Source organism: Litorivivens lipolytica (assembly GCF_014191715.1).
In the GTDB taxonomy this organism is placed as follows: domain Bacteria; phylum Pseudomonadota; class Gammaproteobacteria; order Pseudomonadales; family Spongiibacteraceae; genus Litorivivens; species Litorivivens lipolytica.
This window is the reverse complement of sequence record NZ_JACHWY010000005.1, coordinates 1-15,922: the sequence shown is the minus strand read 5'-3', so window position 1 is coordinate 15,922 and position 15,922 is coordinate 1. Positions and strand designations below refer to the sequence as shown.

Annotated in this window: 13 protein-coding genes and 1 tRNA gene; all 14 read right to left on the bottom strand. The window is 55.6% G+C overall.

Features of this window, described 5'->3' with window-relative positions; genetic code table 11:
* Window positions 1–323: GTP-binding protein (locus FHR99_RS16125; RefSeq protein ID WP_343067651.1), on the bottom strand; the 323-nt coding region annotated here is incomplete at its 3' end.
* Window positions 324–360: 37 nt separating this feature from the next.
* On the bottom strand, window positions 361–2,475 hold the full coding sequence (fusA, locus tag FHR99_RS16120; RefSeq protein WP_183411781.1) for an elongation factor G: 2,115 nt from the start codon (window positions 2,473–2,475) through the stop codon (window positions 361–363).
* A 30-nt stretch (window positions 2,476–2,505) separates the two neighbouring features.
* Window positions 2,506–2,976 carry a 30S ribosomal protein S7 gene (gene rpsG, locus FHR99_RS16115; RefSeq protein WP_183411780.1) on the bottom strand — a complete coding sequence of 157 codons (471 nt, stop codon included), beginning with the start codon at window positions 2,974–2,976 and terminating at the stop codon, window positions 2,506–2,508.
* A 165-nt stretch (window positions 2,977–3,141) separates the two neighbouring features.
* The gene (gene rpsL / locus FHR99_RS16110; protein ID WP_183411779.1) at window positions 3,142–3,516 is read right to left on the bottom strand and encodes a 30S ribosomal protein S12; all 375 of its coding nucleotides are present in this window, start codon (window positions 3,514–3,516) and stop codon (window positions 3,142–3,144) included.
* A gap of 183 nt (window positions 3,517–3,699) precedes the next feature.
* Window positions 3,700–7,914: a DNA-directed RNA polymerase subunit beta' gene (gene rpoC / locus FHR99_RS16105; RefSeq protein WP_183411778.1), complete on the bottom strand. Its 4,215-nt coding sequence runs from the start codon at window positions 7,912–7,914 to the stop codon at window positions 3,700–3,702.
* Between the two features lie 77 nt (window positions 7,915–7,991).
* Window positions 7,992–12,074, bottom strand: coding sequence for a DNA-directed RNA polymerase subunit beta (gene rpoB / locus FHR99_RS16100; protein ID WP_183411777.1), 4,083 nt, complete (start codon window positions 12,072–12,074; stop codon window positions 7,992–7,994).
* A 201-nt stretch (window positions 12,075–12,275) separates the two neighbouring features.
* Window positions 12,276–12,653 carry a 50S ribosomal protein L7/L12 gene (gene rplL, locus FHR99_RS16095; protein ID WP_183411776.1) on the bottom strand — a complete coding sequence of 126 codons (378 nt, stop codon included), beginning with the start codon at window positions 12,651–12,653 and terminating at the stop codon, window positions 12,276–12,278.
* A 48-nt stretch (window positions 12,654–12,701) separates the two neighbouring features.
* Complete coding sequence (gene rplJ, locus FHR99_RS16090; protein WP_183411775.1) at window positions 12,702–13,229, bottom strand: 50S ribosomal protein L10; 528 nt, start codon at window positions 13,227–13,229, stop codon at window positions 12,702–12,704.
* Between the two features lie 286 nt (window positions 13,230–13,515).
* Window positions 13,516–14,211 carry a 50S ribosomal protein L1 gene (gene rplA / locus FHR99_RS16085; protein WP_183411774.1) on the bottom strand — a complete coding sequence of 232 codons (696 nt, stop codon included), beginning with the start codon at window positions 14,209–14,211 and terminating at the stop codon, window positions 13,516–13,518.
* Window positions 14,212–14,643, bottom strand: a complete 432-nt coding sequence (gene rplK, locus FHR99_RS16080) for a 50S ribosomal protein L11 (RefSeq protein ID WP_183411773.1) — start codon at window positions 14,641–14,643, stop codon at window positions 14,212–14,214.
* Between the two features lie 93 nt (window positions 14,644–14,736).
* Window positions 14,737–15,267, bottom strand: coding sequence for a transcription termination/antitermination protein NusG (gene nusG, locus FHR99_RS16075; protein ID WP_183411772.1), 531 nt, complete (start codon window positions 15,265–15,267; stop codon window positions 14,737–14,739).
* A gap of 8 nt (window positions 15,268–15,275) precedes the next feature.
* A complete protein-coding gene (secE, locus tag FHR99_RS16070; RefSeq protein ID WP_183411771.1) occupies window positions 15,276–15,641 on the bottom strand; it encodes a preprotein translocase subunit SecE in 366 nt (121 codons plus the stop codon).
* Between the two features lie 70 nt (window positions 15,642–15,711).
* Window positions 15,712–15,787 (bottom strand) — tRNA-Trp (locus FHR99_RS16065).
* Between the two features lie 36 nt (window positions 15,788–15,823).
* Window positions 15,824–15,922, bottom strand: a 99-nt coding sequence (locus tag FHR99_RS16060; RefSeq protein WP_353744332.1) for an EF-Tu C-terminal domain-related protein, incomplete at its 5' end; no start/stop codon positions are given.

The window sequence follows — 15,922 nt, the reverse complement described above, 5'->3', positions numbered from 1 at the left end:
GAACATACCAGGATCGCGCCGTCCATCTGGGCAGCACCGGTGATCATGTTCTTAACGTAGTCAGCGTGTCCGGGGCAGTCTACGTGGGCGTAGTGACGCGTCGGTGAATCGTATTCAACGTGTGAAGTCGCAATCGTAATACCGCGCTCGCGCTCTTCAGGGGCGTTGTCGATACCGTCAAACGCTACCGCTGAGCCTGTTCCCCACACTTCGTGACATACGCGCGTCAGCGCCGCTGTCAGAGTTGTCTTACCATGGTCTACGTGACCAATCGTGCCCACGTTTACGTGGGGTTTGGTACGTTCAAATTTTTCCTTTGCCACGACGATGTCCTCTTAGCAATAGATTTAAAGTAAAAAGTTAAGCCTTGTTCTTGGAAATAATTTCTTCGGCGACGTTGTTCGGCGCTTCAGCATACTTCAAGAATTCCATGGTGTAGGTAGCCCGGCCCTGAGTCGCGCTGCGCAGATCGGTTGCATAACCAAACATTTCACCCAGCGGTACCTCAGCGTTTACCACCTTACCGGAGGAGCTTTCGTCCATACCGGAAATCATGCCGCGACGACGGTTAAGGTCGCCGACCACATCACCCATGTTTTCTTCCGGGGTTACCACTTCAACTTTCATGATCGGCTCAAGCAGGGCGGCACCACCTTTCTGTGCCAATTGCTTGGTCGCCATGGAAGCGGCAATCTTGAACGCCATTTCGTTCGAGTCCACATCATGGAACGAACCGTCATACAGCGTTGCTTTCAAACCGAGCAGCGGGTAACCAGCGAGAACACCGTTCTGCATCTGCTCTTCAATACCTTTCTGCACCGCCGGGATGTATTCCTTGGGAACCACACCACCCACGATAGCATTTTCAAATTCCAGACCCTCGGCATTTTCATCTTCGCCGGGCTCGAACTTGATCCAAACGTGACCGTACTGACCGCGACCACCAGACTGACGAACAAACTTGCCTTCAATCTCAACGGTGTTACGGATGCGCTCACGGTAGGCCACCTGGGGCTTACCAATATTGGCCTCGACACCGAATTCGCGACGCATACGGTCAACGATAATGTCGAGGTGAAGCTCACCCATACCGGAGATAATGGTCTGACCGGTCTCTTCGTCGGTTTTAACGCGGAAAGACGGATCTTCCTGAGCCAGCTTGCCCAGCGCAATACCCATTTTTTCCTGATCCGGCTTGGACTTCGGCTCTACCGCTACCGAAATAACCGGCTCCGGAAACTCCATGCGCTCCAGCACAATCTTGTGCTCAGGGTCGCACAGGGTATCACCGGTAGTCACATCTTTCAGGCCAACGGCAGCAGCGATATCGCCCGCCAGTACTTCCTTGATCTCTTTGCGATCGTTGGAGTGCATCTGCACCATACGACCGACGCGCTCTTTCTTGTGCTTGACCGAGTTGTAGATCGCCGTACCACTTTCCAACTTACCGGAATACACCCGGAAGAAGGTCAGCGTACCGACGAAGGGGTCGGTCGCAATTTTGAACGCCAGAGCCGCGAACGGAGCGCTGTCGTCAGCCTCACGGGTTTCGACAACTTCTTCGCCACCCTTGCCGTCAACGGTACCTTCGATCGCACGTACTTCTGTCGGCGCCGGCAGGTACTCAATCACGGCGTCCAGCACCGCTTGCACGCCCTTGTTCTTGAAGGCACTGCCACCAAGAACCGGTACGATTTCATTAGCCAGGGTACGCTTGCGAATACCGGCCTTAATCTCTTCCTCGGTCAGCTCATTGCCTTCGAGGTATTTTTCCATGGTCTCGTCGTCAGCTTCCGCCGCGGCTTCAACCAGGAATTCACGCATTTCGGCGCACACATCTGCCATATCGGCGGGGATTTCACCGTATTCAAAGGTCATCCCCATATCGTCTTCGTTCCACAGGATGGACTTCATCTTGACGAGGTCGACGACCCCTTTGAATTCGTCCTCTGAACCGATCGTCATCTGCAGCGGCACCGCGTTGGCTCCCAGACGCTTGCGCAACTGACCAACCACTTTTTTGAAGTCAGCACCGGCACGGTCCATCTTGTTGACGAATACCATGCGGGGAACTTCATATTTGTTGGCTTGACGCCAAACGGTTTCGGTCTGCGGCTGAACGCCGGAAGAACCACACAGCACCACCACCGCGCCGTCCAGCACACGCAGAGAACGCTCTACCTCGATGGTAAAGTCCACGTGTCCGGGGGTGTCGATGATGTTGATGCGGTGCTGCTCAAACTGCTGCTGCATACCCGCCCAGAAGCAGGTAGTGGCAGCAGAGGTGATGGTGATACCACGCTCCTGCTCCTGCTCCATCCAATCCATGGTAGCAGCGCCGTCGTGAACCTCACCGATCTTGTGAGACAGCCCTGTATAAAACAACACGCGTTCAGTCGTAGTTGTCTTACCCGCATCCACGTGTGCGCAGATGCCGATATTACGGTAACGAGCGATAGGAGTTTTGCGTGCCACGATAAAATCCCCAAAAAATGGTAGATGGATTTAGAAGCGGTAATGTGAGAACGCTTTGTTGGCTTCAGCCATACGGTGAACGTCTTCACGCTTCTTAACTGCGGAACCTTTTCCATCTGCCGCATCGAGGATCTCGCCAGCCAGACGCTGACGCATGGATTTCTCACCGCGGCCACGGGAGTATTCCACCAACCAGCGCATAGCCAGAGCGTTGCGACGGCTGGGACGAACTTCAACAGGCACCTGATAAGTTGCACCACCTACACGACGGGATTTTACTTCCACCATCGGCGCGATGTTTTCCAGAGCCTCGTCGAATACTTCAACGGGGTCCTTGCTGGAACGCTCTTTAACAATTTCCAGGGCGCCATAAACAATACGCTCGGCAACGGATTTTTTACCGCTAACCATAACGTGGTTCATGAATTTGGCGAGGGTGACGTTCCCGTACTTGGGATCGGGCAGAATTTCGCGCTTGGCAGCGACGCGACGTCTAGGCATCTTCTGAGTCCTTCTCTTCAGGTAAATCCGAACACATTTCTTGGGGTTCGGCCTTACTCAAGGTTAAGAGCGCAATCTATCGATAAAAGATGACAGAGTGATTGCACTCGACAAATTGTGTTTTGCTTTCTGTTTGCCATTGCAACCGCAAACAGGGAAAAGCTATCAGCCCTTAGGCCGCTTGGTACCGTACTTCGAGCGCGCTTGTTTGCGGTCGTTGACGCCAGAGGTGTCAAGGCTGCCGCGAACGGTGTGGTAGCGAACACCGGGCAGGTCTTTTACACGACCGCCGCGGATCAGAACCACACTGTGCTCCTGCAGGTTGTGACCTTCACCACCGATATAGGAGGTGACTTCATAACCGTTAGTCAGACGCACACGACATACTTTACGCAGTGCAGAGTTCGGCTTCTTCGGAGTAGTGGTGTACACACGGGTACAAACACCACGACGCTGTGGGCAGCTCTGCAGCGCAGGTACGTCACTCTTTTGGACTTTGCGCTTTCTCGGCTTACGAACCAACTGGTTGATCGTTGCCATTAAATAACTCCAGTATTTTCAGTCTTCATCGCGAAGACCTGTTTTATCGGACCCAAACTCAAAAGAGCCAGACCCGGTTTCTCGTCCGCCCGCCAATTTCAGCAGGCAGGAACGGGACACCCAAAAAGTGGAGCGCGAATTGTAATGACGCGCCCCACCCCCGTCAAGGCCGAAGCCTCGGTTTTACTCGCCGTCACCACTCAGGGCTTCGGTCAGGGCCGCTTCCACGTCCTGGGCCGAAACGGTGGTCGCCGCATCGTCTTCACTGCGACGCTTGCGCTCGGCGTGGTAAGTCAGACCGGTACCCGCCGGGATCAGTCGACCAACCACCACGTTTTCCTTCAGGCCGCGCAGATGGTCGCGCTTGCCGGTAACCGCTGCTTCCGTCAGAACGCGGGTCGTCTCCTGGAAGGAGGCCGCCGAAATGAAGGATTCGGTCGCCAGCGAGGCCTTAGTGATACCCAGCAGCTCACGCTCGTAGCTGGCTGGCACTTTGCCGGCCGCTTCGAGCTGCTCGTTTTCTTCGATCACCCGTACGTACTCGGCCTGCTCACCCTTGATGAAGGACGAGTCGCCGTTGGCCGTAATGGTGACCTTGCGCAGCATCTGACGAACGATAACTTCGATGTGCTTATCGTTGATCTTTACACCCTGCAAGCGGTACACGTCCTGGATCTCGTTGACGATGTACTTGGCCAGATCTTCAACACCTTTCAGGCGCAGAATATCGTGGGGGCTCAGCGGGCCTTCAGAAACAACTTCACCCTTCTCAACCTGTTCACCTTCGAACACGGTCAGCTGACGCCATTTCGGAATCAGCACTTCATAGTGATCGGAACCATCGGGCAGCGGCTTGCCGTCGGTGGGAGTAATCACCAGACGACGCTTGCCTTTGGTTTCCTTACCGAAGCTCACGGTACCGGAGATTTCAGCCAGAATGGCGGGCTCTTTCGGCTTACGGGCTTCGAACAGGTCGGCAACACGCGGCAGACCACCGGTGATGTCGCGGGTCTTCGAAGATTCCTGAGGAATCCGCGCAATGATGTCACCCACTTTCACGTCGTTGCCGTCTTCCAGCTCCACTACCGAGTGGGCAGCGAGGAAGTAGTGCGCCGGTACGTTGGTATTGGCCAGGGTCAGTTCGTTGCCCTTCTCATCCACCAGCGTGACCGCAGGACGCATGTCCTTACCAGCAGCCGGACGTTCGGCCGGGTCCATCACCACAATGTTGGTCAGACCGGTCAATTCGTCGGTCTGGCGGTTGATGGTAATGCCCTCTTCCATACCAGACAGCTTCACGCGACCCGCAACTTCCGTCACGATCGGGTGAGTGTGCGGATCCCAGGTGGCGACGATGTCACCGGCAGAAACCAGCGCCTTGTCTTTAACCTTGATCATTGCACCGTAAGGCAGCTTGTAGCGCTCGCGCTCACGACCTGCGGAGTCAGCGATCGCCAACTCACCGGAACGGCTCACGGCGACCAGCGTGCCGTCTTCGCGCTCAACGGTTTTCAGGTTGTGCAGACGCACCTTACCGTCCTGCTTGATCTGAATGCTGTCGACGGCGGTTGCTCGCGACGCCGCACCACCGATGTGGAAGGTACGCATCGTCAGCTGGGTACCGGGCTCACCAATCGACTGGGCAGCGATAACACCGACCGCTTCACCCGGGTTAACCCGGTGACCACGGGCCAGATCACGGCCGTAACACACCGCACACACACCGTGGCGTGTCTCACAAGTAATGGGCGAGCGCACGGCGATTTCGTCGATACCCATCTCTTCGAGTTGGATAATCCACTTCTCGTCGAGCATGGTACCGGCGGCAACGGCCAGTTCGTCGGTGTCGTCGATGAACACGTCGCGGGCTACGATACGACCCAGTACGCGATCACCCAAGGTTTCGATGATGTCACCACCCTCGATAACCGGGGTCATCAACAGGCCTTCGTCGGTGCCACAATCCTGCTCGGTAACGACCAGATCCTGGGCCACGTCAACCAGACGACGGGTCAGGTAACCGGAGTTCGCAGTTTTCAGTGCGGTATCAGCCAGACCTTTACGCGCACCGTGGGTCGAGATGAAGTACTGCAGTACGTTCAGACCTTCACGGAAGTTCGCGGTGATCGGCGTTTCAATGATCGAGCCGTCCGGCTTGGCCATCAGACCCCGCATACCGGCGAGCTGACGGATCTGAGCCGGGGAGCCCCGTGCACCGGAGTCGGCGTAGATGTAAACCGAGTTGAAGGAGTCTTGCTGCTCTTCTTCACCGTCGCGATTAATTACTGTTTCCTTCGACAGGCCTTCCATCATGGACTTGGAGACCAGGTCGTTGGCGCGTGACCAGATGTCGATAACCTTGTTGTACTTCTCACCGGCCGTTACCAGACCAGAAGCAAACTGCTTCTCGATCTCTTTCACTTCTTCTTCAGCGCTGTCGACGATTTCGGCTTTGGCGGCCGGAATTTCGAAGTCGTTAACACCGATAGAAGAGCCGGAGCGAGTTGAGTATTCAAAACCGGTATACATCAGCTGGTCAGCGAAGATAACAGTCGCTTTCAGGCCAACGATACGGTAACAAGCGTTCAGAATGCCGGAGATCGCCTTCTTGGTCATGGCCTTGTTGACCATTTCAAAGGGCAGACCCTTCGGCACAACACGCCACAGATTCACTCGACCAACCGTGGTGTCCACGATCATGGTTGAGGTCTGCTTCTCGCCATCGTCATCGATGACGGTTTGTTCGATACGGCACTTGATGCGCGCCTGCAGATGCACCTTGCCGGCGCCGTAGGCACGGGAAACTTCTTCCGGGTTGGAGAAGACCATGCCTTCGCCCAAAGCGTTGATGCGGTCGCGGGTCATCCAGTACAGACCCAGTACCACGTCCTGCGAGGGAACGATGATCGGCTCACCGGAGGCGGGCGACAGGATGTTGTTGGTCGACATCATCAGGGCGCGCGCTTCGAGCTGGGCTTCCAAGGTCAGCGGTACGTGTACCGCCATCTGGTCACCGTCAAAGTCAGCGTTGTAGGCTGCACACACCAGCGGGTGCAGCTGAATGGCTTTACCTTCGATCAGCACGGGCTCAAAGGCCTGAATACCCAGACGGTGAAGGGTTGGTGCACGGTTCAGCAGTACCGGGTGCTCGCGGATGACTTCGGCGAGGATATCCCATACTTCCGGCGGCTCGCGCTCAACCATTTTCTTGGCGGCTTTGATGGTGGTCGCCAGACCGCGGGCTTCCAGCTTGCCAAAGATAAAGGGCTTGAACAGCTCCAGTGCCATTTTCTTGGGCAGGCCGCACTGATGCAGTTTCAGGGTCGGACCGACCACGATAACGGAACGGCCGGAGTAGTCGACACGCTTACCGAGCAGGTTCTGACGGAAACGACCCTGCTTACCTTTGATCATGTCGGCCAGAGATTTCAGCGGACGCTTGTTGGAACCCGTGATGGCGCGGCCGCGACGACCGTTATCCAGCAAGGCGTCAACCGATTCCTGCAGCATGCGCTTTTCGTTGCGCACGATGATGTCCGGTGCGTTCAGGTCGAGCAGGCGCTTCAGACGGTTGTTACGGTTGATAACGCGGCGGTACAGATCGTTCAGATCCGAGGTCGCAAAGCGGCCACCATCCAGCGGTACCAACGGACGCAGATCCGGCGGCAATACCGGCAGCACTTCCATGACCATCCACTCGGGCTTGTTGTCTGACTCGGCCAGGGCCTCGATCAGTTTCAAGCGCTTGGACAGCTTCTTGATTTTGGTTTCAGAGTTGGTGGCCGGAATGTCTTCGCGCAGTTTCTCGATTTCCGCATCCAGATCCAGCTCCATCAGCAGGTGCTGAATGGCTTCGGCGCCCATCTTGGCGGTGAATTCGTCGCCGAATTCTTCCATGGCTTCGAAGAACTGCTCATCGCTCAGCAGCTGACCTTTATCCAGCGTGGTCATACCGGGATCGGTGACGACGTAGGATTCAAAGTACAGGATGCGCTCGATATCACGCAGGGTCATGTCCAGCAGCAGACCGATGCGGCTGGGCAGTGACTTCAGGAACCAGATGTGGGCAACCGGGGACGCCAGCTCGATGTGACCCATGCGCTCGCGACGAACTTTGGCCAGCGCCACTTCAACGCCACATTTTTCACAGATAACACCACGGTGCTTGAGGCGTTTGTACTTGCCACACAGACACTCGTAGTCTTTGACCGGACCGAAGATCTTGGCGCAGAACAGGCCATCGCGCTCCGGCTTAAAGGTACGGTAGTTGATGGTCTCCGGCTTTTTCACTTCGCCGTAGGACCAGGAACGAATCATATCGGGCGACGCCAGGCCGATTCGGATGGTGTCGAATTCGTCGTTTTGTCCCTGCTTAAGCAGATTCAGTAAGTCTTTCAAGGTCGTTCCTCCGCAAGGGTCTTTGTAGACAGGTGCCTGCTCGTACAGGCACCCCTTGCCAACTCAATGATTGATGTTTATTCGGTTTCCAGGTCGATATTGATACCGAGAGAACGAATTTCCTTAACCAGTACATTGAAGGATTCGGGCATGCCCGGCTCCATGCGCTGGTCGCCATCAACAATGTTTTTGTACATCTTGGTACGACCGTTCACGTCGTCCGATTTGACGGTCAGCATTTCCTGCAGGGTGTAGGCGGCGCCGTAAGCTTCCAGAGCCCAGACCTCCATTTCCCCGAAACGCTGGCCACCGAATTGCGCCTTACCACCCAGCGGCTGCTGGGTAACCAGGCTGTACGAGCCGGTGGAACGGGCATGCATCTTGTCGTCGACCAGGTGGTTCAACTTGAGCATGTACATGTAACCCACGGTGACCGGGCGATCGAACTCGACACCGGAACGGCCGTCGCGCAGAACCATCTGACCACTTTCCGGCAGGCCGGCCAGCTTCAGCAGTTCCTTGATTTCGCTTTCGGCAGCACCATCAAACACTGGCGTCGCCATCGGCACACCACCGCGCAGGTTCTGGGCCAGCTCGATCACTTCGGCATCGCTGAAGGATTTGATGTCTTCAACACGCAGCGCATCGCTGGCCTTGTTGTAGATCTCTTCCAACAGGTTGCGGATTTCAGCAACAGCTTTCTGCGAGCGGATCATGTCGTCGATCTTTTCACCCAAACCCTTGGCCGCGAGACCGAGGTGGGTTTCAAGGATCTGACCCACGTTCATCCGCGACGGTACACCCAGCGGGTTCAGAACGATGTCGACCGGAACGCCGTTTTCGTCAAAGGGCATGTCTTCTTCGGGCATGATGACCGAGATAACACCCTTGTTACCGTGGCGGCCTGCCATCTTGTCACCGGGCTGGATGCGACGCTTGATCGCCAGATACACCTTGACGATTTTCAGTACGCCGGGCGCCAGATCGTCGCCGGTGGCGAGCTTGCGCTTCTTGTCTTCGAAGCGGCGCTCCAGAGATTCTTTCTGGGCTTCCAGCTGGTTGCTGGCATCTTCCAGCAGGCTGTTCAGTCCATCGTCAGACAGGCGCAGTTTGAACCAGTCGTCCTTGTCCAGACCGTTCAGCACGTCGTCAGTCAGCTCGGCGCCTTTCTTCAGGCCGGCACCGCTAACGACTTTCTGGCCTTTCAGGGCAGAGGTCAGACGGGCGTACAGGGCCTCTTCCAGAATGCGGTACTCTTCGTTCAAGTCCTTGCGGAACTTGTCGAGCTGCATCTTTTCGATTTCCTGGGCGCGCTTGTCTTTTTCCAGACCGTCGCGAGTAAACACCTGCACGTCGATGATGGTGCCCTTGGTGCCGGACGGCACACGCAGGGAGGTGTCTTTAACATCAGACGCCTTCTCACCGAAGATGGCACGCAGCAGTTTTTCTTCTGGCGTCAGTTGTGTTTCACCCTTCGGCGTCACCTTGCCGACCAGAATGTCACCGGGGCCTACTTCGGCGCCGATGTAAACAATGCCGGACTCGTCCAGTTTGGCCAGTGCAGATTCACCCACATTGGGGATATCCGCAGAAATTTCTTCTGGCCCGAGCTTGGTGTCACGCGCCACACAGGTCAGCTCCTGAATGTGGATGGTGGTAAAGCGATCTTCTTTTACCACGCGCTCGGACACGAGGATGGAGTCCTCGAAGTTGTAACCGTTCCAAGGCATGAAGGCGATGCGCATGTTCTGACCGAGGGCCAGCTCACCCATATCCACCGACGGGCCGTCTGCCAGAATGTCACCGCGAGCAACGCTCTCACCGGTTTTCACGATGGAACGCTGGTTAATGCAGGTGTTCTGGTTAGAACGGGTGTATTTGGTCAGGTTGTAGATATCAACCGGTGGCTGACCGGCCTGAACCTCATCTTCGTTAACACGCACAACGATGCGGGCAGCGTCGACACTGTCAATCACACCGCCACGGCGAGCGACCACACAGACACCGGAGTCGGCGGCTACGTAGCGCTCCATACCGGTACCGACCAAAGGCTTGTCTGCCTTAAGAGTCGGAACCGCCTGGCGCTGCATGTTCGAACCCATCAATGCGCGGTTCGCGTCATCGTGCTCGAGGAAGGGGATCAGCGAGGCTGCAACCGAAACCACCTGTTTCGGCGACACGTCCATGTACTCAACTTCGGACGGGTCCTTAACGGTGAATTCGTTGCGGTAACGTACGGCAACCAGATCTTCGCTCAGCTTGTTGTTCTTGTCGGTTTTGGCCGACGACTGGGCGATAACGTATTCGGCTTCGTTGATAGCCGACAGGAATTCGATCTCGTCGGTGACAACGCCATCCACAACCTTGCGGTAGGGGCTTTCCAGGAAGCCGTACTCGTTGGTACGAGCGTAGGTTGCCAGCGAGTTGATCAGACCGATGTTCGGACCTTCAGGGGTCTCGATCGGACACACACGGCCGTAGTGAGTCGGGTGAACGTCGCGAACTTCGAAGCCGGCGCGCTCACGGGTCAAACCACCCGGGCCAAGCGCAGAGACACGGCGCTTGTGCGTGATTTCTGACAGCGGGTTATTCTGGTCCATAAACTGGGACAGCTGCGAAGAACCGAAGAACTCCTTCACCGCCGCCGCAACCGGCTTGGCGTTGATCAGATCCTGCGGCATCAGGCCTTCGCTTTCGGCCATGGACAGGCGCTCTTTAACCGCGCGCTCAACACGTACCAGACCCACGCGGAACTGGTTCTCGGCCATTTCACCAACAGAACGTACACGGCGGTTACCCAGGTGATCGATATCATCGACAACACCCTTACCGTTACGGATCTCAACCAGAGTCTTCAGCACATCGACGATGTCTTCCTTGCTGAGAGTGCCTTCACCGACGATTTCTTCGCGGCCCAGACGGCGGTTGAACTTCATCCGTCCAACCCCAGACAGATCGTAGCGCTCGGCAGAGAAGAACAGGTTCTGGAACAGATTCTCTGCAGACTCTTTAGTCGGCGGCTCACCGGGGCGCATCATGCGGTAAATTTCCACCAGAGCCTCGAGCTGGCTGTTGGCAGAATCAATGCGCAGGGTTTCGCTGATAAACGGACCACAGTCGAGTTCGTTGGTGTACAGCGTTTCGACCGTCTTGATGCCAGCTTTCGCAAACGCTTCCAGCATTTCTTCGGTGATCTCGGCGTTACAGGGGTAGAGCACCTCACCTGTAGACTCGTCAATCATGTCTTTTGCCAGCGAGCGACCAATCACGTATTCACGCGGCACTTCCAGCTCGGTGATCTTGGCTTTCTGAATCTGGCGAATATGACGCGCCGTGATACGGCGTCCAGACTCGGCAATAACTTCGCCGTTCTTGTCGCAGATATCAAAGGTCGCGATTTCCCCGCGCAGACGCTCGGGGATCAGTTCGATCTTGAAGTTACCTTCCTTGTCGGCCTTGAAGGTGTTGACGTCGAAGAACATGTCGAGGATTTCTTCAGACGTGTAACCCAAGGCACGCAGCAGGATGGTCGCCGGCAGCTTGCGGCGACGGTCGATACGCACGTAGACCAGGTCCTTCGGATCGAACTCAAAGTCGAGCCATGAACCACGGTAAGGAATCACCCGCGCGGAGTACAGCAACTTGCCAGAGCTGTGCGTTTTGCCGCGATCGTGATCGAAGAACACACCCGGGGAGCGGTGCAGCTGCGATACGATAACGCGCTCGGTACCGTTAACAACGAAGGTACCGTTTTCAGTCATCAGGGGGATCTCCCCCATGTAGACTTCCTGTTCCTTAATATCCTTGATGCTTTTGTTCGCGGACTCTTTATCGTAGATGATCAGGCGAACTTTAACGCGCAGCGGCACAGCGTAAGTCACGCCGCGCAGCTGGCATTCATTGACATCAAACGCCGGCTCGCCCAGGCTGTACTCTACGTATTCAAGAGCAGCATTTCCGGAGTAGCTGACGATGGGAAATACGGATTTGAAAGCCGCGTGCAGACCGTGGTCGCCGCGCTCTTTAGCTGGTGTTCCTTCCTGGGTGAACTTCCGGTAGGAGTCCAACTGAATCGCCAGGAGGTAGGGTACGTCCATGACGTACGGCATTTTGCCAAAATCCTTGCGGATACGTTTTTTCTCAGTGTACGAGTAAGCCATCAGCACTCCCCAGCATCATATCCCGACCTGCGCACCCACGCGGTGACGCAGCATCTTTACCCGACAACACTTTCACAACTCCGAAAGCGCCGCCGCATGGAACCGCTCAAGCGGTTCGAAATTCCTTAAACAGCAAAAGGCCGGCGGGATAACCCCACCAGCCCTGCTGTAGATTGGCTCGCGTTGCGTGCCAACAGCAACTTACTTGAGCTCGACAGTCGCGCCAGCTTCTTCCAGTTGCTTCTTCGCTTCTTCGGCTTCTTCTTTGGAAGCGCCTTCTTTGATAGTGGCGGGAGCGCCGTCTACCATTTCTTTCGCTTCTTTCAGGCCAAGACCAGTCAGACCGCGAACGGCTTTGATAACGTTCACTTTCTTCTCGCCGGCAGAAGCCAGAACGATGTCGAACTCAGTCTTTTCTTCAGCAGCCGCGCCGCCATCAGCAGCAGCAGCCGGAGCAGCAGCTACGGCAGCAGCCGCAGTAACGCCGAACTTCTCTTCCATTGCTTCGATGAGCTCAACAACTTCCATTACGCTCATTTCAGCAATTGCATTCAAAATATCGTCTTTTGACAGAGCCATGATTAACTCTCCTGTTTACTGTGTCGAAAAAATTTAACGAAGAGCCGCTTACGCAGCTTCTTTCTGATCGCGAACCGCCGCGAGAGTACGAACCAACTTGCCTGGAACCTCGTTCAAAGTACGTACCAGCTTGGCTGTCGGCGCCTGCATCACACTCATCAGCATAGAGAGTGCTTGATCACGCGTCGGCAGTTTGGCCAGAACGTCCAATTGACTGGCTGCCAGCAATTGGCCGCTAACCGCAAGTGCTTTAACTTCAAATTTCTCATGCCCTTTGGCAAAGTCTTTGAAGATACGAGCAGCCGCACCGGGATCTTCCATTGAGAAGGCCAACAGCGAGGGTCCAACGAAGGACTCTACGGCACACTCAAATTCAGTTCCGGCTACAGCGCGCTTGGCCAGTGTGTTGCGCACGACGCGCAGGGACACATTGGCTTCACGAGCTGCTTTGCGAAGCTCTGTCATTTCACTGACCGTGCAGCCGCGGGCATCCGCAACTACGAGGGACAGGGCACTGGCGGCAGTCTCGTTAACATCAGCTACAATCGCTTTCTTGTCTTCGAGTCTTAATGCCACTTGGATTATCTCCTGGATTTGTCTAGCTACTTACCGTAAGGCTCAGCGATACTGCTGCCTTGCCACTCTTTGGTGAACAAATCCAATCCACCATCTGCGTAGGTCTGCGCCGGTAAATCGCTTTCGCGAAACGCAAATTAAGGTTTGCCTCTCGGCTCACCACCTACGGTCTTTGATGGCCTTTGGCTCGACACAGTCGTCTGCCAAGACCACAAAGATGTTTTGCCGTAGCGCCTAACCACTAAAGAAAGGCGCTGTGGCGAATTACTTTACTTCTAAACTGTACTTAAACAGTCAGGCTGCCCTGATCGATCGCCAGACCCGGACCCATGGTCGAGGACAGAGTGATCTTTTTCAGGTAAACGCCTTTGCTTGAAGCAGGCTTGGCTTTCTTCAGATCAGCCAGCAGCGCTTCAATGTTTTCCTTGATCGCGTTGGGCTCGAAAGAAATGCTGCCCACAGCGCCGTGGATAATGCCGTTTTTGTCAGTACGGAAACGTACCTGACCGGCTTTAGCGTTTTTAACCGCGGTTTCAACATCCGGGGTTACAGTGCCAGTCTTCGGGTTCGGCATCAGGCCACGGGGACCCAGAACCTGACCCAACTGACCCACAACGCGCATGGCATCGGGAGAAGCCACAACCACGTCGAAATCCATCATGCCGCCTTTAACCTGCTCGGCCAGATCTTCCATGCCGACAAAGTCAGCACCGGCAGCCTTGGCTTTCTCGGCGTTGTCGCCTTGGGTAAACACAGCAACACGTACAGTTTTGCCAGTACCGTGAGGCAGAGTCGTCGCACCGCGAACCACCTGATCAGATTTACGCGCATCAACACCCAGGTTGATGGCCACATCGATGGTCTCGGGGAATTTAATTGCAGAAACTTCTTTCAGCAGGCTAACCGCTTCGTCGATGGCGTACAGTTTGCCCAGCTCAACTTTCTCGCGAATTGCCTTCTGGCGCTTAGTCAGCTTAGCCATTTACACACCCTCCACTTCAATACCGGCAGCACGAGCGCTACCAGCGATGGTGCGTACGGCTGCTTCCATGTCTGCCGCCGTCAGGTCAGGCATTTTCATGGTGGCGATTTCTTCCAGCTGGACACGGTTTACCTTGCCAACCTTGTTGGTGTTGGGGGTACCGGAACCTTTCTTGATACCAGCCGCTTTCTTCAGCAGGAAGGCTGCGGGCGGAGTCTTTTTAACGAAGGTGAAGCTGCGATCAGAATAAACGGTGATCACAACCGGGATCGGCATGCCTTTTTCGAATTCCTGAGTCTCGGCGTTGAACGCCTTACAGAATTCCATGATGTTCACACCGTGCTGACCCAGTGCGGGACCAACCGGCGGACTGGGGTTTGCAGAACCCGCAGCAACTTGCAGCTTGATATAAGCCTGTACTTTCTTAGCCATTGCTTTCTCCTTGTGGGTAGTAACGCCTCGCGGCCTTGCGACCGGTCACCGGCTCCCCGGTTTATGCCGGGCGCTGCGCGCCCGACCAATTACTTACGATTTTTCGACCTGACTGAATTCCAGCTCTACCGGAGTAGATCGACCGAAAATCAGAACCGCCACACGCAGGCGGCTCTTTTCGTAATTCACTTCCTCGACGACGCCGTTGAAATCGTTAAACGGCCCATCGATAACCCGAACCATTTCACCCGGCTCAAACAGGGTTTTCGGCTTGGGTTTGTCGCCGGTTTCAACGCGCTGCAGAATGGCGTTGGCTTCGGCTTCGGTAATCGGTGCCGGCTGGTCGGCCTTACCACCAATGAAACCCATCACACGCGGGGTCTCTTTCACCAGGTGCCAGGTATCGTCGTCCAGCTCCATCTCCACCAGCACATAGCCGGGGAAAAATTTGCGCTCGCTCTTGCGCTTCTGACCACCGCGCATTTCAACCACTTCTTCAGTAGGCACGAGCACCTCACCAAAGCGATCCTGCATACCGGCAAGCTCAATACGCTCTTTCAGCGCACCGGCAACTTTCTTTTCGTAGCCCGAATAGGCGTGTACTACGTACCAACGCTTTGCCATGCTCACCTCTATCCAATAATCAGGGATGCCAGCCAGCTCAACAGCGTATCCAGCCCCCACAGAATCAAGGCCATCAGGATGACAAAGGCCACTACCATCAACGTGGTCTGCGTGCTTTCCTGCCGCGTTGGCCAAACTACCTTGCGGATTTCTGTGCGCGCTTCCTTGGACAACTTCCAGAAAGCCGCGCCCTTTTCAGTCTGAATAGCGACAAAAGCCGCCACGACCGCCAGCGCCAGCAGTGCCAACACACGATACAGCAGGGATTCATCGCCGAAGTACACATTGCCAGCAATACCAGCAACAACCAGCGCAACTACGACAAACCACTTCAAGCCGTCCAAGCGACCGCCCTGCTCCGCTTTTGCGTTCATCCCAAAAACTTCCTTTTCGCTAAGCGAAAAACACCACTTCACGCAACGCGAAGCGGTGTCTAGCTGTAAATGGCAGGCCAGGAGGGACTCGAACCCCCAACAGCCGGTTTTGGAGACCGGTGCTCTACCAATTGAACTACTGGCCTACAACGCCGGCGAACCGGCGCTCTCAACCAGACCGTTTATTCAACGATCTTGGCAACAACACCCGCACCTACGGTACGGCCACCTTCGCGAATCGCGAAGCGCAGACCTTCTTCCATCGCAATCGGTGCGATCAG

Bases quoted from the DNA above. Each gene is read 5' to 3' on its own strand.
- rpsG (WP_183411780.1), bottom strand. From the start codon at position 2,976: ATGCCTAGACGTCGCGTCGCTGCCAAGCGCGAAATTCTGCCCGATCCC.
- rpsL (WP_183411779.1), bottom strand. From the start codon at position 3,516: ATGGCAACGATCAACCAGTTGGTTCGTAAGCCGAGAAAGCGCAAAGTC.
- rpoB (WP_183411777.1), bottom strand. From the start codon at position 12,074: ATGGCTTACTCGTACACTGAGAAAAAACGTATCCGCAAGGATTTTGGC.
- rplL (WP_183411776.1), bottom strand. From the start codon at position 12,653: ATGGCTCTGTCAAAAGACGATATTTTGAATGCAATTGCTGAAATGAGC.
- rplA (WP_183411774.1), bottom strand. From the start codon at position 14,211: ATGGCTAAGCTGACTAAGCGCCAGAAGGCAATTCGCGAGAAAGTTGAG.
- rplK (WP_183411773.1), bottom strand. From the start codon at position 14,643: ATGGCTAAGAAAGTACAGGCTTATATCAAGCTGCAAGTTGCTGCGGGT.
- nusG (WP_183411772.1), bottom strand. From the start codon at position 15,267: ATGGCAAAGCGTTGGTACGTAGTACACGCCTATTCGGGCTACGAAAAG.
- secE (WP_183411771.1), bottom strand. From the start codon at position 15,641: ATGAACGCAAAAGCGGAGCAGGGCGGTCGCTTGGACGGCTTGAAGTGG.